The sequence below is a fragment of the Nocardia sp. NPDC004604 genome, from assembly GCF_040609795.1.
Lineage (GTDB): Bacteria > Actinomycetota > Actinomycetes > Mycobacteriales > Mycobacteriaceae > Nocardia.
Map to the genome: position 1 here is coordinate 1 of NZ_JBEXLC010000174.1, position 18,176 is coordinate 18,176.

Here is an 18,176-nt window from a genome sequence, read left to right on the forward strand (position 1 = left end):
TCCAGCGGCTGATCGCTGACGCCCGCCAGGCATACGGCCGCGAATTCACTTGTGGTCATGGTTGCCGCCTCCTGCTACTTGCGCGAGCAGATGATCCAGTAGCGGCTCCAGCACCGCCATACCGTCTTTGACCCCGCCGGGGGAGCCGGGCAGATTCACGATCACCGATCGGCCCACCAGCCCGGCGACGCCGCGACTGAGCGCGGCCAGTGGGAATTTCGCGGTGCCGCGCTGCCGAATCGCTTCTGCGACACCGGGCAATTCGCGATCGAGCACCGCGAGTGTTGCCTCGGGAGTGGCATCGGTGGGGGAGGCGCCGGTGCCGCCGGTGCTGATCACCAGCGACGGCGCGAAGCGCAGCGCGTCGGCGAGGCCGATATCGATCTCGGCATCGGCGTATACCAGCGGTCCTCGCACCGAGAAGCCAAGTCCGCCGAGCCATTGCGCGAGTACCGGGCCGGTGGTATCCACGCGGGTGCCGACCGCGGCGCCGGTGGAGGCGACCAGCACCACCGCCGAGCGCTCGCCTTCCGAGATATCCACCGCCGCAGCGTCTTCCGCGGCTTCGGTGGCGGCCGGTTCATTGTCGAGCAGCGAACCGGGGGTCGCTGGGGCCGGTTCCTCGGGCCGTTCCCAGTGTCCGTGTTTGCCACCCTCTTTGGTGAGCAGTCGGATACCGTCGAGAGTCGCGGCCGGGTCGACCGCCTTGACCATATCGTGCAGCGTGAGTCCCGCCACCGCGACCGCGGTGAGCGCCTCCATCTCGACGCCGGTGGGGCCCTTGGTCTTCGCCCTCGCCCGGATCGTGATGGCGGTGTCGGTAAAGCCGAATTCGACCTTCACCGACGACAGCGCCAGCTGATGGCACAGCGGAATCAGTTCGGAGGTCTTCTTCGCACCCGCGATACCGGCGATCCGGGCGGTGGCGAGCACATCGGCCTTCGGCATATCGTCGGCCCGCACCAGCGCGATCACCTCGGCGGTGGTCCGCAGCTCACCGGCCGCGACCGCGATCCGGGTGGTGTCGGACTTCGCGCTCACATCGACCATGCGGGCGCGACCTTCCCGGTCGACATGGGACAACTCACTCATAGCAACCACACTCGCACAGGCGCGCCGACCGGCAGCGCGGTGACCGCCGCTGGCACATCGATCAGCACATCCGCCCAGGCCATGCCCGCGATGAGATGTGAACCCGGCCCGGAGACGACCTCGACGGCTTCCGGATTCCGATGCAGGCCGGGCGCGGCGTCGTCATCGTGGACGAGCCGTCCGCGCAGGAATTGACGTCGTCCCTCGGGCGAGCGCACCGCATTGCGCAGTGGCACCTGGTAGACCTCCACCTCGGGCAGACCGGCCAGGCGGCGCAATATCGGCCGGGCGAACACCTCGAAGGACACCATGGTGCTCACCGGATTTCCGGGAAAGCTCAGCACCGGCACACCGTCGACGACCGTCAGACCCTGCGGCCCACCGGGTTGCATCGCGACCGAGCCGAATTCCCCGCCCATCGGCCCGAGCACATCCTTGACCACCTCGAAGTCGCCCTTGGAGACCCCGCCGGAGGTGAAGACGATATCGGCGGATTCCGTTGCGGCGGATAGCAATGCGCGAAATCTCGCAGGATCGTCGGTGCTGTGTTCGACCGAGACGACGGTGACACCGTTCGCGGTCAGCGCGGCCGCGAGAGCGATCCCGTTGGAGTTGTAGATCTGGCCGGGGCGCAATGGTGTTCCGGCGGAGACGAGTTCGTCACCGGTGGTGATCACCGCCGCGCGAATCGGCTGGAATACCGGCACCGTCGCGAGCCCGACCGCGGCGAGCGCGGCGATATGGCGCGGCGCAAGGGTCGTGCCCGCCCGCGCCAGCAATTCGCCGGTGCGCACATCGGTGCCCGGTTCGCGCACGAATTCTCCTGCGGTGCGGCCCCGCTCGACGGTCACCGTCGCGCCATCGCTGTGCACATCCTCGACCGGCACCACACAATCGGCGCCGGGCGGAATCGGTGCACCGGTCATCACCTTCATCGCGGTGCCGGGCGGCAATGGTGTCTGCCCGGCGGCGCCCGCCGCGACCACACCGGCCAGCGGCAGGGTTACCGGAGTGAGCACCACCGATTCGGCGCGCACCGCGTATCCGTCCATCGCGGAGTTGCGGAATACCGGCAGGTCCACCGGCGCGTGGATGTCCTCGGCCAGCCGTCGGCCCAGCGCCGCGGGTACCGCGACGGATTCGACCGGCCGCGTGGCCAGTGGTCGCAGCAGCGCTTCGATGGTGTCGCGGTACGCGTCGGCGGACCGGGCCGCGGCGCGGCTCGGTCGGTGGCCACCGGAGGTGGTGGGGCGCGAGGTCATGCGGCCAGCCTAATCGCCGATCGGTAGCGAGTTCTCTCGTCGTTTCGCACGAACGCTCACCTGCTGAACTCGGAGTTTGTGAGGCCAGGATGGTGCGGTCCGCCCATGGGCATGGCGTACGGACCGGTCATAATGGACGTGTGACGCTGGTCGAGATGGGGATTCCCGCCGTACGGTCCAGGGTGCCCTCGCTCGACGGACGCCCCGATACGCCATATCTGGTGGATCGATTCGGGCGGACCGCCCGCGATCTGCGCGTATCGATTACCGAAAAATGCTCACTGCGTTGCACCTACTGCATGCCCGAAGAGGGCCTGCCCGCAATCCCACAGCACGAACTGCTGACCGTCGAGGAAATCGTGCGACTGGTCGCGCTGGGCGTGCGGGAGCTGGGGGTGCGCGAGGTCAGGTTCACCGGCGGCGAGCCGCTGATGCGCCGCGATCTCGAGCGGATCATCGCCGGTTGCCACCAGCGGGTGCCCGAGATCCCACTGGCCATGACGACCAATGGTGTCGGACTCGCCCATCGGGCCCGCGCACTCGCGGCCGCCGGGCTCAGCCGCGTGAATGTCTCACTGGATACCGTGGATCGGCTCGGCTTCGCCCGCCTGACCCGCCGCGATCGACTCGATTCGGTCCTCGAGGGCATCCGCGCGGCCCGGGATGCCGGGCTGGCGCCGATGAAGATCAACGCGGTGCTGATGCGCGACACCCTCGCCGGTGCGCCGGATCTGCTGCGTTGGTGTCTGGATGAAGACTGCGAACTGCGGTTCATCGAGGAAATGCCGCTGGACGCCGATCACGAATGGGCGCGCGCCAATATGGTGACCGCGGCCGAATTGCTCGATGTCCTCGGCACCCGCTTCACACTCACCGAGGCGGGCCGGTCCGATCCGTCGGCCCCGGCGGAGAAATGGCTCGTCGACGGCGGTCCGGCGACGGTCGGCATCATCGCCACGGTGACCCGCAAATTCTGCGATACCTGCGACCGGACCCGGCTCACCGCCGATGGCATGCTGCGGTCCTGTCTGTTCAGCGATGAGGAATTCGACGTGCGCCGAGCACTGCGCACGGGCGCCGACGACGATGAGATCGCCACCATCTGGCGCGGCGCCATGTGGAACAAGTGGGCGGGTCACGGTATCGACGCCGAGGGTTTCGTCCCCCCGGAACGCACGATGGGAGCCATCGGTGGTTGAGATCCGCTACTTCGCCGCGATCGCCGACGCCGTTGGCAAGGATCGGGAAATCCTCGAATTCCCGGCCGATGCCACGGTCGCCGATCTGCGCAGCACACTGGCCGCCTCGTATGGCCCCGACCTCGATAAGATGCTCCGCGTCTGCGCCTACCTGGTCGGTGACGAACTCACCCGCGACCCGTCGGTCGCCTTGACCCCCCGCGTCGACGTCCTCCCGCCCTTCGCAGGCGGCTGATCCTCTCGGTCTCAGGTTCCGCGCCGCCGACGTAGTCATTCGGCAGCTGGCTAGACAGCCCGCTACCACCATCAGACTGACGTCGGCGCGCTAGCATCGGCGCGCCAACGCATCTCGTTGCTCCACCCGGAAGAAGGCCGACCCCATGATCAAGCCGCCGAAGCTATCGCTGCATCCCGCGCTGCGGAAACAGCAGGAGATGCGGGGTGCCAGCTTCCAGCTGCGGCTCGCCGATCAGATCACCAGATTCGCCGGGTCGATGCAGTTCGTCTACCTCCATGCGGTGCTGTTCATGGTCTGGATGCTGTGGTTGGAACGCAGTCCGTGGCCGACCCTCACGCTGGTCGTCTCGTTGGAAGCGATCTTCCTGTCGACCTTCGTGATGATCGGCCAGAACCGGCAGGCGCAGTTCCAGCAGATCAAGGCCGACCACGACTTCACCGAACAGGAGTTACAGCTCAAGAGCGATCTGGAGCTGACGAAGGCCATTCACCGGATGACCACGGAACTGCATCGCAGACTGATCGAGGAAGCGGATCAGAAATAGGCTCGGCCGCTAACGGGTTCAGCGCCACCAGGTATCGAGCGGGGTGACCGGGACGGTGCGCTTGTGCCTGGTGTTGCGGAAGATCGTCTCGAGCTTCGTGGCGACCTCGGGCGTGACGTCCTTGCCCTCGAGGTAGTCATCGATTTCGGTGTAGCGCAGGCCGAGCGCCTCCTCGTCGGGCAGTGCCGGGCGGTCGTCCTCGAGGTCGGCGGTGGGGACCTTCGACCAGATGCTCGCCGGTGCGCCGAGTTCCTGCAGCAGGGCCGCGCCCTGGCGCTTGGTGAGTCCGGTCAGCGGGGTGATGTCGACGCCGCCGTCACCGAATTTGGTGAAGAAGCCGGTGACCGCCTCCGCGGCATGGTCGGTGCCGACGACGAGCATATTCTCCTGGCCGGCGATGGCGTACTGGATCACCATGCGTTCACGGGCCTTGACATTGCCGCGCACGAAATCGCGCAGCTTGTCCACCTGCAATGCCGAGGCCACCTCGGCGGCAACGGCATTGGCGCCGGGGCGGATATTCACCACCACCGACCGGTCGGGCTGGATGAACCGCAGCGCGATCCGGGCATCGGCCTCATCGGCCTGCACACCGTAGGGCAGTCGCATTGCAATGAAGGTGGCATCGGCACCGTCGGCGCGCAGTTCCGCGGCGGCGAGCTGGCACAGTCGGCCGGTCAGCGCGCTGTCCTGGCCGCCGCTGATGCCGAGGACGAAACCCCGGGCGGGACTTGCGCTCAGATAGTCCTTGAGGAAATCGATCCGCCGCCGCACCTCGACCTTCGGTTCGATATTCGACTGGACGCCCAACTCGGCGATGATCTGTTCACGCAGGTTCCCCATGGCGCCTCACTCTACTGGGCGCGACGGAATGACAACCCGTCGAACGAAGGCCTCCCAGTTGTCGCCGATCCGGCACCGGTCGTAGCCGAGCACATGCATCTGATGCATCACCAGCGCGGCGCCGAGCAGCCCCAGCAGCCCATCGGCGATCAGCACCACATCGCCGTCCACCCGCGCCGCCCGCAGCAGCATCGTCACGTGTGCGCGGAGCAGGCCGTAGGGCGGGCCGGTATAGCGCTGGTTCGCCTCGCCGATTTCCGCGGCGCGGTGCAGTTCGCCCGCGACCTCGATATCGAGTAGCCGGGCCCGGCCGAAGGCGACCAGCCGATCCACCGGCTCCGCGCCCGGCCCCAGCGGCGGCGGTCCGAACATGAACTCTTCCTGGAACTTTCGCTCGGCGTGGTCCAAGAGCGCGCGCAGCAGTCCCGACCTGCTCCCGAACCGGCGGAAGACGGTGCCCTTGCCGACACCGGCCCGCTTGGCCAGCGCGTCCATCGTGAGGCTGTCCACGCCTTGTTCACGCACCAGCTGTTGCGCCGCGTCCAGCAGTAGCTGGCGGTTGCGCGCCGCGTCCGCGCGTTCGGTATTGACGGGCAGGGGCGCACCGACGCCGAGCAGCGGACGCTCGGGCATCATGTCGTCCGGCATGGATGTGCTGTAGCTCACAGGCCTCTCGCGGTTCTCCGGGAATGGAATCGGACCATGGTCCGGTTAGTGTAGGCAGAAGTTCGGACACCACATCCAGTACACCAGGAGTTGTCATGAGTCAGACCCGGATCCTCACTCTGGTGGGCAGCCTCCGTGCCGCGTCGATCAACCGCCAGCTCGCCGAGGCCGCGGTGCAGACCGCGCCCGAGGGCGTCGAGATCACCATTTACGAGGGCCTTGCCGATATCCCGTTCTACAACGAGGATCTCGACGTGCCCGGTTCGGTGCCCGCCGCCGCGCAGGCGCTGCGCGATGCGGTCGCTGTCTCCGACGGACTGCTGCTGGTCACGCCCGAATACAACGGCAGCATTCCGGCCGTACTCAAGAACGCCATCGACTGGGCCTCGCGGCCCTATGGCGTTGGTGCGCTCAAGGATCGGCCGGTCGCGGTGGTGAGCGGTTCGATCAGCCAGAACGCGGCCAAGTGGGCGCACGGCGATGTGGTCAAGGCGCTCGGCGTCGCGGGCGCACGCGTGGTCGAGGATGCGCACCTGCACTTCGCCGGATTCGGTGACCGGTTCGCGCAGGCGCATCCGCGCGATGATGCCGAGGCGCTGACCCAGCTCGGTGCGACTGTCCACGAGCTCGTCGAGGCGACCGGCAAGCTGGTGTCCGCCTGAGTGTCGGGTCCCGATGGAAGGGCCGCCCCCGCTCCGTTCACGGAGTCCGGGGGCGGCCCTTTTTCGTTCGCCGAAAGAAGTTTGCTGGGAGGGCGCTATGGTGCGAAATTGTGATCTGCACCACTGTTGTGTCGGGTTGCGTATCGAGCGTCCAGGTACTTACCGCTTGGGAATTTCATCTTTGTGACTCGCAACATGTCGTGTTGGATGAATCTGTCGGCCACTAGGTGTAGTGTCTTCGGTACTGGAAGACGGAATGAGATCGACCTTGGCCGCGAGTGGCTGAGCAGGGGTTTCGGGACCGATCCAAGAGTTTGCGCAGTGTAGGTCGGATCATGCATCGCTAGCGACTGCTTGCAGGTCGCTCGAAACGATCAGCATACGGATCACAGGCTGTGGATCAGGCATAGGAGAGAGGGACTCAATGACCATCACCGTGTACACCAAGCCCGCTTGCGTCCAATGCAATGCCACCTACAAGGCGCTCGACAAGGCTGGGGTGGACTACGAAGTCATCGATATCTCCGAGAACGATGAGGCGCGTGACTACGTCATGGCGCTGGGCTACCTGCAGGCGCCGGTCGTCGTCGCCGGTGAGGATCACTGGTCCGGCTTCCGGCCCGACCGCATCAAGTCGCTCGCAACCGTGGCGGCCTGATCGCTTCCAGCTTTCCGGTGCATCCGATGGGAAGGGGAGGTGGCCATGTCCGAAGGAACGGCGCTGGTCTACTTCTCCAGCGCCTCGGAGAATACGCATCGCTTCGTCGAGAAGCTGGGGCTCCCGGCGACTCGCATACCACTGCACACCGCTGACTCACTGCGCGTAGACGAACCCTACGTGCTGATCGTCCCCACCTACGGGGGCGGTCGGCACGTCCTGGGGGGACATAGATCCGATAAGGATTTCGTGCCGCGACAGGTCGCCAAGTTCCTCAACGATCCGCACAACCGCGCACTGCTGCGCGGTGTCGTGGCGGCGGGAAACACGAACTTCGGCGATACCTATTGCTATGCGGGCGAGGTGATCTCACGAAAGTGTGGGGTGCCTTACCTGTATCGCTTCGAACTCATGGGAACCGCTGAGGACGTCGAACGCGTCCGCGAGGGATTGGGATTGTTTTGGCAACAGCAACGACAGCACCGACCGGCAAAACGGCTCGCTTAGAGCAGCCACCGGTCCGTTCCGCCGATGCGGGCGAGGTCATGGACTATCACGCCCTCAACGCGATGCTGAACCTGTACGGCGCCGACGGCAAGATCCAGTTCGACAAGGACCGCGAGGCGGCGCACCAGTACTTCCTGCAGCACGTCAACCAGAACACCGTCTTCTTCCACAATCTCGAGGAGAAGCTGGACTACCTGGTCGAGGAGAACTATTACGAGCCAGAGGTTCTCGAGCAGTACAGCCGCGGGTTCATCAAGACGCTGTTCCAGCAGGCCTACGCCAAGAGGTTCCGGTTCCCCACCTTCCTCGGCGCGTTCAAGTACTACACCTCCTACACGCTCAAGACCTTCGACGGTAAGCGCTACCTGGAGCGGTTCGAGGACCGCGTGGTCATGGTCGCGCTGACGCTGGCCGCGGGTGACGAGGTGCTCGCGGGCCGATTGGTCGACGAAATCATCGACGGCCGTTTCCAACCCGCCACCCCGACCTTCCTCAACTCGGGCAAGAAGCAGCGCGGCGAACCGGTGTCGTGCTTCCTGCTGCGCATCGAGGACAATATGGAGTCCATCGGGCGCTCCATCAACTCCGCCCTGCAGCTGTCCAAGCGCGGTGGCGGTGTCGCATTGCTACTCAGCAATATTCGCGAGCATGGCGCCCCGATCAAGAAGATCGAGAACCAGAGCTCGGGTGTCATCCCGATCATGAAGCTGCTCGAGGATTCGTTCTCCTACGCCAACCAGCTCGGCGCGCGGCAGGGTGCGGGTGCGGTGTATCTGCACGCGCACCATCCGGATATCTACCGGTTCCTGGATACCAAGCGGGAGAACGCGGATGAGAAGATCCGCATCAAGACGCTCTCGCTGGGTGTGGTCATCCCGGACATCACCTTCGAGCTGGCGAAGAAGAACGAGGATATGTACCTCTTCTCGCCGTACGACGTGGAGCGCATCTACGGCGTGCCGTTCGCCGATATCAATGTCACCGAGAAGTACTACGAGATGGTCGACGACAAGCGGATCCGCAAGTCGAAGATCAAGGCGCGCGAGTTCTTCCAGACCATCGCCGAGCTGCAGTTCGAATCCGGCTACCCGTACATCATGTTCGAGGACACCGTGAACCGGGCCAACCCGATCGCGGGCAAGATCACCCACTCGAATCTGTGCTCGGAGATCCTGCAGGTGTCGACGCCATCGCTGTTCAACGACGATCTGACCTATGCCAAGGTGGGTAAGGACATTTCGTGCAACCTCGGATCGCTCAACATTGCCAAGACGATGGATTCACCCGATTTCGCGCGGACCATCGATACCGCGATCCGGGCACTGACCGCGGTCTCGGATCAGACCCACATCTACTCGGTGCCGTCGATCGAACAGGGCAATAACGAATCCCACGCGATCGGTCTCGGCCAGATGAATCTGCACGGGTACCTGGCCCGTGAGCGGGTGCGCTACGGGTCCGAAGAGGGTATCGACTTCACCAATATCTACTTCTATACCGTGGTGTATCACGCGATTCGGGCCTCGAACCTGATCGCGAAGGAGCGCGGCACCTACTTCGGCGGCTTCCCCGAATCCAAGTACGCTTCCGGCGAGTACTTCGACAAGTACACCGACCAGGTGTGGGAGCCGAAGACCGATCGGGTCGCGCAGCTGTTCGCCGATGCGGGCGTACACATTCCGACCCAGGCCGACTGGCTCGAGCTCAAGGCCTCGGTCATGGAGCACGGTATCTACAACCAGAACCTGCAGGCCGTCCCGCCGACCGGCTCGATCTCCTACATCAACCACTCCACCAGTTCCATCCACCCGGTGGCGTCGAAGATCGAGATCCGCAAGGAAGGCAAGATCGGCCGCGTCTACTACCCGGCCCCCTACCTCACCAACGACAACCTCGAGTTCTACGAGGACGCCTACGAAATCGGCTACGAGAAGATCATCGACACCTACGCCGCCGCTACCCAGCATGTGGACCAGGGCCTGTCGCTGACCCTCTTCTTCAAGGACACCGCGACCACCCGCGACCTCAACCGCGCCCAGATCTACGCCTGGCGCAAGGGCATCAAGACTCTCTACTACATCCGGTTGCGCCAAATGGCTTTGGAGGGAACCGAAGTCGAGGGCTGCGTGAGCTGCATGCTGTAGTTGTTTCGTCCAACGGGGCGGTCTCCATCGGGAGGCCGCCCCGTTCGGCTTTTGGGTCGCATACCTCCTGGCTAGAGTTATCGGACTACGGTGAGCGTGGGTCGATAGGAGGGGCGACAGATCATGACCGATGTTGTGCTGGTGATCAATTCCGGCGGGCGACGAGATGCCGAGTGGCTCGATGAACTCGTCGATGAGCTACAGACCGATCTGCGCGAGATCAGGGGCCTCGTCGTACGACGTGCGACGGCAGCCGCGGGCGACGGCATGAAATCCGGGTCGCTCGAGCAGATCGGCCAGCTGGTCGCCTCCGGCGGTGCGATCGGCACCGTGGCATGGGCGATACGGGATATCGTGATCAGATTCCTCGACCGCACCAGGGCCGCCTCGGTCACCGTCAAGAATGGCGATCGGGAGGTCACCATCGCGCGGCCGAGCGACGGGCAGGTCGACAAGATCGTCGATCAGCTGCGCGATCTGCTCGACGATGAGTAGTCCGACCGGACGCCGGTTGGCGCTGTTCGTCGCCAACGACACCTACCACTTCGAGGGTCTGCCTCGACTCTACGCGCCGGTCACCGATGCCGATCAGTTGCGAGAGTTGCTGCGCGACCCGGAGATCGGCGGCTTCCGGCCGACCGAGCTATTGATCAACGAGTCCAAGGCCGAGATCGAACGCAGTATCGAGCGGCTGTTCCGCGGCGCCGAGCCGGAGGATGTCATCCTCTTCTACTTCTCCGGTCACGGCCTGCGAACCAGGCAGAACCTGTATCTGGCGACCAGCAATACCGACCCGCAATTGATCAGCAGTACGGCGGTGTCCTCGACGTTCATCCGGGAATTGATCAGGGATTCGGCCGCGGCGGCGAAGATCATTCTGCTGGACTGCTGCTACAGCGGCGCCTTCCTCGGTCCCGATGTGGTCAAGTCCGCGCCGAATATCGATGATGTCGGTCGGGAACTCGCTGCGGGAGATGGTATCTGCGTGCTGACCGCGTCGAGCGCGATCGAGACCGCCGAGGATGGACGGGCGAGCGCGGATCAGTCCGCGCCGCTGTCGGTCTTCACCTCGGCGCTGGTGAAGGGCATCGGCACGGGCCTGGCCGATAACGGCAGCGGACTCATCGGAGCGCACGATCTGTGGACCTATGCCAGCGCCGATGTGCGCGCCCGCACGAGCAGGCAGACTCCGAATCACTACGGGGTATTCAAGGACGAGGTGTACATCGCACGGGTCCGGCGGAAGTACTCCAGCATCCTCGAGGCGGGCGATCGAGTTCAACTCGGCGATCTGCTCGGTCGGCTCGAACGCGATCCGGTGGCGGGTCTGCGTGCCGAGAACTGGTGGGGGACAGGCCGACTGAAGGTCCCGATCGGTCAGGAGCGGCGCGCGGACGGCGCGGAGGGGGAGACGGTCTGGCTGGATCTGGCGGGGGCCGATGGAAATCTGCTGGTCATCGGCCGCGCCGGAGCCGGGAAGAGCACGCTGCTGCGCACGCTCGCCGGATCGCTTGCGCTCACGCATACCCCGGACGAAGTGCAGGTCTACGTGCTGGAGTCCAGTAACCGCTTGGGTTCGATGAGTGCGCTACCGCACCTTGCCGGGGTCGCGAGCGATGACGAACCCGAGCAGGTTCTGGTGCTGTTGGAGAAGGTCACCGCGGAAATCCGCAGGCGCAAAAAGCTATACCGGGACAACAATATCGACTCACCCGCCAGTTTGCGTGCCGCCCGGCCCGTGCTGACCGAAGGCCCGGTCGCCGATGTCTTTCTCCTGATCGATCGGTGGGGCGACTTCCGCGAGCACATCGCGGAACTGGACAGCAGGATCAAACAGGTGGCGAGTGCGGGTCCGGAGTACGGTGTGCACCTGGTCGCAACGGCCCGCGACTGGACCGAAATACCGGACTGGTTGGCCGATCTGCTGCCCGCACATATCGAACTGCGGCTGCACCGCCCGGCGGAATCGCGACTCAATCCCGAGCGTGCCGCCCGGCTGCCGGAAGGGCCGGGCTGGGCGCTGTACGGACAGCGACCATTTCGCGTCGCCATGCCGGATCTGCGTGAGCTGCAACAGGATTCGGTGGGCGTCGTTGAGATGACCGATGGTGCCGGCGAATTGGTGAGCCGAGTCGTCGGAGCGTGGCCCGACGCGCGAGGTCCGCAAGTGCGGCGTTCGCCGTTCGAGGGTGAGGTCGACTTTGCTGAACTGTTCGGGCTGGATGCGAATGACCGGGTCGATCTCGCCGTGGCATGGCGGCCGCGGGCCGCGCGTGAGCGGCTGCGTATTCCGATCGGTGTGACGCCTACCGGCGAAACCGTTGACCTGGATCTGAAGCAGGCCGCAGAGGGCGGTATGGGTCCACACGGTCTGGTGGTCGGTGCCACGGGTTCGGGTAAGTCGACATTGCTGAGAAATATTGTCGCTGGCCTTGCGCTCAACCACCCGCCCGACGCGCTCAACTTCCTGCTGATCTCCGCCAAAGGCGGCGATGCATTCGACAGATTCGTTGGGCTGCCGCATGTTTCGGCGATTGTCCCCGATCTGGAGGCTGATCTTCCGCTGATCGATCGTCTGGTCGAGACGATCGCGGGTGAGGTGGCGTGGCGGCAGAAGTTGCTGCAGTCGTTGGGGAATTTCGTGAACATCGGCGAATACGAGTCGGCCCGTGCGGCGGGCGCTGAGCTCGCTCCCATGCCTCTGTTGTTCATCATCGTGGACGAGTTCGCCGAACTCCTTTCGCAGCGGCCAGGATTCGCGGATGCGTTGGTCATGATCGGACGACTCGGTCGTTCGTTGGGGCTGCATCTGTTACTCGCAACGCACCGACTCGACGGATATCGGCTCGGTGGGCTCGAGGCGCATATGTCTTATCGGATCGCGTTGCGGACGTTTTCGGCCAATGAGTCGCGCGCGGTCTTGGGCGTGCCCGATGCGTATCACCTGCCGAGCACGCCTGGACATGCGTACTTGAAATATGACCACTCCGAGTTGGTTCGCATTCGAGCCGCGTACGTGTCGCGACCCGAGCGTGGCGAATTCGCCAAGGAAACCGGCGCAATGGTCCAGCGCACCCTGCTCGAGGCGTTGGTTGCGCAACTGCACGGGGCTGCACCACCAGCACGTGCGATATGGCTGCCGCCATTGACCTCGCCGACAACCATCGACGTGCTGTTGTCGACCCGGAGTCACCAGGGGAGGTCGTCGGCACCGGTCGGCATCGTCGATGATCCTTATTTGCAGCGTCAAGATGTGCTCACGACCATGCCCACGGTGGGGGATCAAGGGAACGTCGCGGTGGTCGGCGGCCGCAAGTCCGGCAAGTCCAGGGCGTTGGCGACCATAGTGCTGGCGATCGCCGCGACTCAACCCCCCGAGCAGGCCCAGTTCTATGTCCTCGATTTCGATGGCGGATTACTCACGAACCTCGCGGAGCTGCCGCATGTAGGTTCGATCGCAGACAGGTCGGATCCAGATCGGGTCCGCCGCACCGTAGCCGAGTTGGCGGCTCGGATGCGTGAGCGCGCGGATATCTGCACATCGGCACAGGTCGAATCGATCAACGAACTCCGCAGTCGCTGGGCGGCGGAGGTTTCCTTGCCGCCGGAACTGCGTCGGATGGATGACTCGTGGAGTGATCGGCTCGGTGATGTGTTCCTTGTCGTCGACGGCTGGCGGGAATTGATCGGGCAGTTCGAATCTCTGGATCATGAGCTGAATACTCTTGTTGCGCAGGGATTCCGGTTCGGTATCTATGTGATTCTCGCGGCCGGCAAGTGGCGCGATATCCGGCCTTCGGTGCGGGAGCGGATCCGGATGCCAGTCGAGCTGCGCCTCGATGATCCGAATGAGTCCGAACTCAGCAGGAAGGCCGCGGCCCTCGTGCCCGACCTCTCGGGGCGCGGCTTGATTCTCGGGGCCGCCGGTGTCCAGCACATCATGATGGCGCTGCCGCGACTGGACTCGAATAGTGACTTCGACTCGGTGCCTGCCGGTATCCGCGCTGCCGCAGCACAGATCGCCGCGGAATACCCCGGTCGCCGTGCCCCCGAGATTCGGCTGCTGCCCGCGCACATCACGCGCGCCGAGGTGCTCGCGACCGCCGATGTGTTGTCGATCGAGCAGAGTCGGGATCGCGTGATCATCGGCGTACGCGAGTCCGATCTGCAACCGGTGGTTCTCGACTTCCGTAGCCAGCCGCACTTTCTCGTATTCGCCGACTCCGAATCGGGCAAGACGACGACGCTGCGGAATATTGTCGCGGGGCTGACCGAGAACGCCGCGCCCGAGCAAGCGAGAATTGGGCTGATCGACTTTCGGCGGACGATGCTCGGTACGGTCGGGAAGGCCCATCTCGCGGGGTACTCGACCAACTCGCAGACCGCGACGGACATGGTCACCGAACTTATCGCGTACCTGTCTCGCCGCACCCCGGGACCGGACGTCACACCACAGCAACTGCGCGAGCGCAGTTGGTGGAGTGGACCGGAGCTGTTCATCATCGTCGATGATTACGACATGGTGGGCACCAGTGTGAGCAATCCACTGCTGCCGCTGGTCGACTATCTCGCGCAGGCAAGAGATCTCGGGTTCCATTTGATCCTGGCCCGGCGCACCGGTGGCGCCGGACGTGCCATCTACGATCCGGTGATCAACAGGTTGCGCGAGCTGGGTTCCGAAGGATTGGTCATGAGCGGCTCACGGGAGGAGGGTGCGCTCATCGGTGATGTGCGCCCATCGCCATTGCCGCCCGGCCGCGGGGTTTTCGTGACACGTTCGCGCGCTACGGAATTGGTCCAGATCTGCGATATGCCGCCGCAGTGACAACCGCGTGCCGCGTGGCTATCACTGGGGAAGCAGCCCGAGTGTGCCAGCGGTGCATACCGAAAGCGGCGGGCGCCGCGGGGGCGCCCGCCGCGGCGGGGGGTCAGCGGAGGGCGGGGGCCACTTCGCGTTCGAAGAGTTCGATGCCGAAGGTGTCATAGGCGGCTTCGGGGAAGTTGAAGATGGCGTAGGACAGGCCGAGATCGCGGACCGCGGACAGTCGCTCGACGATCTGTTCCGGGGTGCCGACGGCGGGGGAGGTGCGGAACATGCCGTCGACATAGGACTTGGCCTGGTTGTCATCGACTACGGTTGCCAACCGCGCCTGGAGTGCCGAAAGGCGTTCTTCGACTTCGGCTTCGGTGGATGCGATGACCGCGTTGAAGTTCGAGGAGCGCACGATGGCCTCGAAATCGGTGCCGACATCGGCGCAGTGCGCGCGCAGAATGTCGGACTTGTGCGCGAATTCCTCCGGTGCGCCACTGAAGTTGGTGTAGCGGGCGTACTTCGCCGCGATGCGCAGCGTCTTCTTCTCACCGCCACCGGCGATCCACAGCGGAATCCCACCGTCCTGCAATGGAAGTGGCCGCACGATGGCACCGTCGACCTGGTAGTGCTTACCGTCCAGCGTGACCTTACCGTCGGTCCAGGACTGGCGGAAGATCTGCACACCCTCGTCGAGCCGCCCGAGCCGCTCACCCGCCGACGGAAAACCGTAACCGTAAGCGCGCCACTCGTGTTCGTACCAGCCACCGCCGATGCCCATCTCGACCCGGCCGCCCGATATCAGATCCGTCGTCGCGGCAACCTTGGCGAGATACACCGGATTGCGGTAGCTGATCGCGGTACACATCTGCCCGAGCCGAATGCGGGATGTGCTGGCCGCGAATGCCGCCATCAGCGTCCACGCCTCGTGGGTCGCCTCCTCGGTCGGCACCGGCACCGTGTGGAAGTGGTCGTACACCCACAGCGACTCCCAGGTATCGCCCGCGTCGACGCGTTGGGCGAGATCGCGCATCACCCCCCACTGCGCCGCCGGGTCGATACCGACCAAATCGAGCCGCCACCCCTGCGGAATGAAGATGCCGAAGCGCACAGATCTCTCCTTCGTGTGTTTGCACCGAACCTAGTCGCAATCGGTTCACTGTTCCCGGTTCCGCGTCGCCCGGACAAGGGTTCTACGCCGTATGCGCGCAACTCGGTCGTCAATTCGCTGGCATGTGAGCTCGATTCGGGTCAAGCTGGATCGGAATAGTGATGAATAGTTATGGACAACCCCGACTCGGGGTGGACTTCGGTCGGGTCATTCAGGGGGCCGCGCTGCCAAATGGGGGCGCGGACACGGTCTTTCTCTCAGGGGGTATCGAACAGGCACTGGCCACGCCGCCGACCGATGGCGCATTCGAGGTGTTGGCGCGGCTGGTCGAGCGGTTCGACGGCCGGGTCTGGGTGATCTCCAAATGTGGGCCCCGGGTCCAGGAACGCACCCTGCAGTGGCTCGATCATCAGGGGTTCTACCAGCGGACCGGGGTGCCGCGCGAGAGCGTGCGGTTCTGCCGCAAGCGGGCGGACAAGGCGATCCACTGCGCCGAATTGGGGATCACGCACATGATCGACGACCGCCTCGAGGTGCATCTGGCGCTGCGCGATCTGGTGCCGCATCTGTATCTGTTCGGTGTGCAGGTCGAACCGGTGCCGGAGTGGATCGAGCACACGCCGACGTGGCCCGATGTCGAGAGCGCCGCCGGCGCGACATTATCGCCCTGAGGCCCTGGAGTGGCAACGGTCATAGCCGGACGAGATGTTGTCGATCTTTACCCGATTCGACTGTGAACACCAGCGCCATCGCATGTATCCTTCAAGCGGAAGCTGTGCGGCCAGCCCGTTCGGGTGGCGCATTCGAGAAATCTGCAGTGCTGACGGTGCTGCGGCGGCGATTAGGAGGTGGGGTTGCCATGCGCAGCGAACCTCCCAGTCGAAGGCCGCGCGGCGCCGCCCCTTCGTGCAGTCGTTAGCATCCGAGAGCCATAGCTTCTCGGGTTAGCGGTCATGGGGTCGGTGCCCGCGGTGTGACTTCGTTTTTCGATTCACTCGCTTACTCGCCGTGTGCTGAGGACCTCCCATGTCACAGACCGATCTCATCGAAGCACGTCCGACGCTGTCCGCATCTCTGCAGGACATCGCGGATACCCACCGTGTCGACGCCGCGCTCGACTGGCTCGACGACCATTCGCCGCATGTCATCGCGGACGAACTCGCACGCATGGACGCCGTCCAAGCGGGCGTTGCCTTCCGTCTGCTCGACAAGGATCTGGCGCTTGCCGTCTTCGAGGAGCTCGAACCCGTTGACCAGCAACAGATTCTGGAGGGTCTGCGTGATCAGAGCTTCCGCGAGCTGGTCGAGGGCATGGACCCCGACGACCGGGCCAGGATGCTGCGCGAGGCGCCCGCCAAGGTCGCCAAGAAGGTGCTCGCCGGACTGAGCGCGCGCGAACGGCGGATGACCGCGACGTTGCTCGGCTATCCGGAGGGCTCGGTCGGGCTCTTTATGACGCCGGAAGTCGTTGCGCTGCCGCGTAATTTGAGCGTGCCCGACGCGCTGCAGACGGTGCGGATCAAGGGCATCAATGCCGAGACGGTGTACACGCTGCCCGTCGTCGACTCCGGTCGCCGCCTCACCGGCATTGTCGAGTTGCGCGAACTGGTACTGAGTCGTCCGGACACGATGGTGTCCGATCTCGTTGTCACCGAACCCACATTCGTGCGAGCCACCGATTCCGCGGAGCAAGCGGCGCGGCTGATGCGCGAGACCAATGTCATCAACCTGCCGGTCGTCGACAGTGAGGACCGGCTGGTCGGGCTGCTCACCATCGATGACGCCGTCGAGGTCATCGAGGCCGCCGATAGCGAGGATGTCGCCAAGCAGGCGGGTTCCGCGCCGTGGGAAGGCCACTACATGGCGGCCAAGGTCTTCCAGTTGGCCCGCTACCGCGCGCTGTGGTTGCTGCTGTTGCTGTTCGCGGCCACCTTGACGGTCAGTGTCACCGATTTCTTCGAGAGCACCCTGCAGCAGGCGGCGCATCTGGCACTGTTCATCCCGCTGCTCATCGGCGCGGGTGGCAATGCGGGCGCCCAGGCGGCGACCGCCTGCGTGCGCGCACTCGCCGTCGGCGAGGTACGCGGTTCGGACCTGTTCAAGGTGATCTGGCGCGAATGCCGGGTCGGTCTGGTGCTCGGCACCATGCTGGCCACCGCGGGCGTCGCCATCGGCGCACTGTTCGTCGACCCGGGCACCGCCCTGGTCGTCGGCATCACCCTGGTCATCATCTGCGGCTGGGCCGCCACCATCGGCGGCACCATGCCCCTGCTGGCCAAGCGCTTCCGCATCGACCCGGCCGTTGTTTCCGCCCCCATGGTCACCACGCTGGTGGACGCAACCGGTCTGATCATCTACTTCACCACCGCCAAGATCGTCCTCGGCATCTGAGGCGAATACGAGAAATCCGGCTCGATCCGGGGATCGAGCCGGATTTCAT

The 18,176-nt window shown here is 64.8% G+C and carries 15 protein-coding genes and 1 pseudogene; 11 read left to right on the forward strand and 5 right to left on the reverse strand.

Annotated elements, in window-relative coordinates; genetic code table 11:
- Positions 1 to 45 precede the first annotated feature (45 nt).
- Positions 46 to 1,092: a bifunctional molybdenum cofactor biosynthesis protein MoaC/MoaB gene (gene moaCB / locus ABZW16_RS37850; protein WP_354960952.1), complete on the reverse strand. Its 1,047-nt coding sequence runs from the start codon at positions 1,090 to 1,092 to the stop codon at positions 46 to 48.
- The gene (gene glp / locus ABZW16_RS37855; protein ID WP_354960953.1) at positions 1,089 to 2,354 is read right to left on the reverse strand and encodes a gephyrin-like molybdotransferase Glp; all 1,266 of its coding nucleotides are present in this window, start codon (positions 2,352 to 2,354) and stop codon (positions 1,089 to 1,091) included. The genes moaCB and glp overlap by 4 nt, the downstream gene beginning before the upstream one ends.
- 140 nt (positions 2,355 to 2,494) lie before the next feature.
- On the opposite strand from glp, the gene moaA reads away from it, so the two are divergent.
- The 3 genes from moaA (at position 2,495) to ABZW16_RS37870 (ending at position 4,335) form a co-directional block, all read left to right on the forward strand.
- Positions 2,495 to 3,553 carry a GTP 3',8-cyclase MoaA gene (moaA, locus tag ABZW16_RS37860; protein ID WP_354960954.1) on the forward strand — a complete coding sequence of 353 codons (1,059 nt, stop codon included), beginning with the start codon at positions 2,495 to 2,497 and terminating at the stop codon, positions 3,551 to 3,553.
- Positions 3,546 to 3,788, forward strand: a complete 243-nt coding sequence (locus ABZW16_RS37865) for a MoaD/ThiS family protein (RefSeq protein ID WP_354960955.1) — start codon at positions 3,546 to 3,548, stop codon at positions 3,786 to 3,788. The genes moaA and ABZW16_RS37865 overlap by 8 nt, the downstream gene beginning before the upstream one ends.
- 145 nt (positions 3,789 to 3,933) lie before the next feature.
- Positions 3,934 to 4,335 (forward strand): DUF1003 domain-containing protein, encoded by a 402-nt coding sequence (locus tag ABZW16_RS37870; protein ID WP_354960956.1) that lies wholly within the window; start codon positions 3,934 to 3,936, stop codon positions 4,333 to 4,335.
- A gap of 18 nt (positions 4,336 to 4,353) precedes the next feature.
- On the opposite strand, the gene nadE is transcribed toward ABZW16_RS37870, so the two are convergent.
- Both nadE and ABZW16_RS37880 read right to left on the reverse strand, forming a co-directional pair.
- Positions 4,354 to 5,178 carry an ammonia-dependent NAD(+) synthetase gene (gene nadE / locus ABZW16_RS37875; protein WP_354960957.1) on the reverse strand — a complete coding sequence of 275 codons (825 nt, stop codon included), beginning with the start codon at positions 5,176 to 5,178 and terminating at the stop codon, positions 4,354 to 4,356.
- Positions 5,179 to 5,184: 6 nt separating this feature from the next.
- Entirely contained in the window at positions 5,185 to 5,811 is a 627-nt protein-coding gene (locus tag ABZW16_RS37880; protein WP_354960965.1) for a helix-turn-helix domain-containing protein, read from the reverse strand.
- A gap of 128 nt (positions 5,812 to 5,939) precedes the next feature.
- Between ABZW16_RS37880 and ABZW16_RS37885 the strand changes: the two genes are divergently transcribed.
- The 6 genes and pseudogenes from ABZW16_RS37885 to eccCb all read left to right on the forward strand — a co-directional run bounded on the left by ABZW16_RS37885 (position 5,940) and on the right by eccCb (position 14,640).
- On the forward strand, positions 5,940 to 6,506 hold the full coding sequence (locus ABZW16_RS37885; RefSeq protein WP_354960958.1) for an NAD(P)H-dependent oxidoreductase: 567 nt from the start codon (positions 5,940 to 5,942) through the stop codon (positions 6,504 to 6,506).
- A 424-nt stretch (positions 6,507 to 6,930) separates the two neighbouring features.
- Positions 6,931 to 7,164: a redoxin NrdH gene (locus ABZW16_RS37890; RefSeq protein WP_040693941.1), complete on the forward strand. Its 234-nt coding sequence runs from the start codon at positions 6,931 to 6,933 to the stop codon at positions 7,162 to 7,164.
- A gap of 45 nt (positions 7,165 to 7,209) precedes the next feature.
- Complete coding sequence (gene nrdI, locus ABZW16_RS37895; protein WP_354960959.1) at positions 7,210 to 7,671, forward strand: class Ib ribonucleoside-diphosphate reductase assembly flavoprotein NrdI; 462 nt, start codon at positions 7,210 to 7,212, stop codon at positions 7,669 to 7,671.
- A 38-nt stretch (positions 7,672 to 7,709) separates the two neighbouring features.
- A pseudogene (nrdE, locus tag ABZW16_RS37900) lies at positions 7,710 to 9,815 on the forward strand (class 1b ribonucleoside-diphosphate reductase subunit alpha); the annotation flags it as partial.
- 123 nt (positions 9,816 to 9,938) lie between these two features.
- Positions 9,939 to 10,310, forward strand: coding sequence for a hypothetical protein (locus ABZW16_RS37905; protein ID WP_354960960.1), 372 nt, complete (start codon positions 9,939 to 9,941; stop codon positions 10,308 to 10,310).
- The gene (gene eccCb, locus ABZW16_RS37910; protein ID WP_354960961.1) at positions 10,303 to 14,640 is read left to right on the forward strand and encodes a type VII secretion protein EccCb; all 4,338 of its coding nucleotides are present in this window, start codon (positions 10,303 to 10,305) and stop codon (positions 14,638 to 14,640) included. The genes ABZW16_RS37905 and eccCb overlap by 8 nt, the downstream gene beginning before the upstream one ends.
- A gap of 103 nt (positions 14,641 to 14,743) precedes the next feature.
- Here eccCb and ABZW16_RS37915 read toward each other — a convergent pair whose 3' ends face one another.
- Positions 14,744 to 15,736 carry an LLM class F420-dependent oxidoreductase gene (locus tag ABZW16_RS37915; RefSeq protein WP_354960962.1) on the reverse strand — a complete coding sequence of 331 codons (993 nt, stop codon included), beginning with the start codon at positions 15,734 to 15,736 and terminating at the stop codon, positions 14,744 to 14,746.
- Between the two features lie 161 nt (positions 15,737 to 15,897).
- Between ABZW16_RS37915 and ABZW16_RS37920 the strand changes: the two genes are divergently transcribed.
- Together ABZW16_RS37920 and mgtE are read left to right on the forward strand one after the other, a co-directional pair.
- Positions 15,898 to 16,407, forward strand: a complete 510-nt coding sequence (locus ABZW16_RS37920; RefSeq protein ID WP_354960963.1) for a hypothetical protein — start codon at positions 15,898 to 15,900, stop codon at positions 16,405 to 16,407.
- Between the two features lie 355 nt (positions 16,408 to 16,762).
- Positions 16,763 to 18,127 (forward strand): magnesium transporter, encoded by a 1,365-nt coding sequence (gene mgtE / locus ABZW16_RS37925; protein ID WP_354960964.1) that lies wholly within the window; start codon positions 16,763 to 16,765, stop codon positions 18,125 to 18,127.
- The last annotated feature ends 49 nt before the right edge of the window (positions 18,128 to 18,176 follow it).

What these genes read in the sequence shown, in the direction of transcription:
- eccCb (WP_354960961.1), top strand. Translation starts at nt 10,303, where the DNA reads ATGAGTAGTCCGACCGGACGCCGGTTGGCGCTGTTCGTCGCCAACGAC.
- moaCB (WP_354960952.1), bottom strand. Translation starts at nt 1,092, where the DNA reads ATGAGTGAGTTGTCCCATGTCGACCGGGAAGGTCGCGCCCGCATGGTC.
- ABZW16_RS37880 (WP_354960965.1), bottom strand. Translation starts at nt 5,811, where the DNA reads ATGCCCGAGCGTCCGCTGCTCGGCGTCGGTGCGCCCCTGCCCGTCAAT.
- ABZW16_RS37905 (WP_354960960.1), top strand. Translation starts at nt 9,939, where the DNA reads ATGACCGATGTTGTGCTGGTGATCAATTCCGGCGGGCGACGAGATGCC.
- mgtE (WP_354960964.1), top strand. Translation starts at nt 16,763, where the DNA reads ATGTCACAGACCGATCTCATCGAAGCACGTCCGACGCTGTCCGCATCT.
- ABZW16_RS37890 (WP_040693941.1), top strand. Translation starts at nt 6,931, where the DNA reads ATGACCATCACCGTGTACACCAAGCCCGCTTGCGTCCAATGCAATGCC.
- glp (WP_354960953.1), bottom strand. Translation starts at nt 2,354, where the DNA reads ATGACCTCGCGCCCCACCACCTCCGGTGGCCACCGACCGAGCCGCGCC.
- nrdI (WP_354960959.1), top strand. Translation starts at nt 7,210, where the DNA reads ATGTCCGAAGGAACGGCGCTGGTCTACTTCTCCAGCGCCTCGGAGAAT.
- nadE (WP_354960957.1), bottom strand. Translation starts at nt 5,178, where the DNA reads ATGGGGAACCTGCGTGAACAGATCATCGCCGAGTTGGGCGTCCAGTCG.
- ABZW16_RS37920 (WP_354960963.1), top strand. Translation starts at nt 15,898, where the DNA reads ATGAATAGTTATGGACAACCCCGACTCGGGGTGGACTTCGGTCGGGTC.
- ABZW16_RS37885 (WP_354960958.1), top strand. Translation starts at nt 5,940, where the DNA reads ATGAGTCAGACCCGGATCCTCACTCTGGTGGGCAGCCTCCGTGCCGCG.
- ABZW16_RS37870 (WP_354960956.1), top strand. Translation starts at nt 3,934, where the DNA reads ATGATCAAGCCGCCGAAGCTATCGCTGCATCCCGCGCTGCGGAAACAG.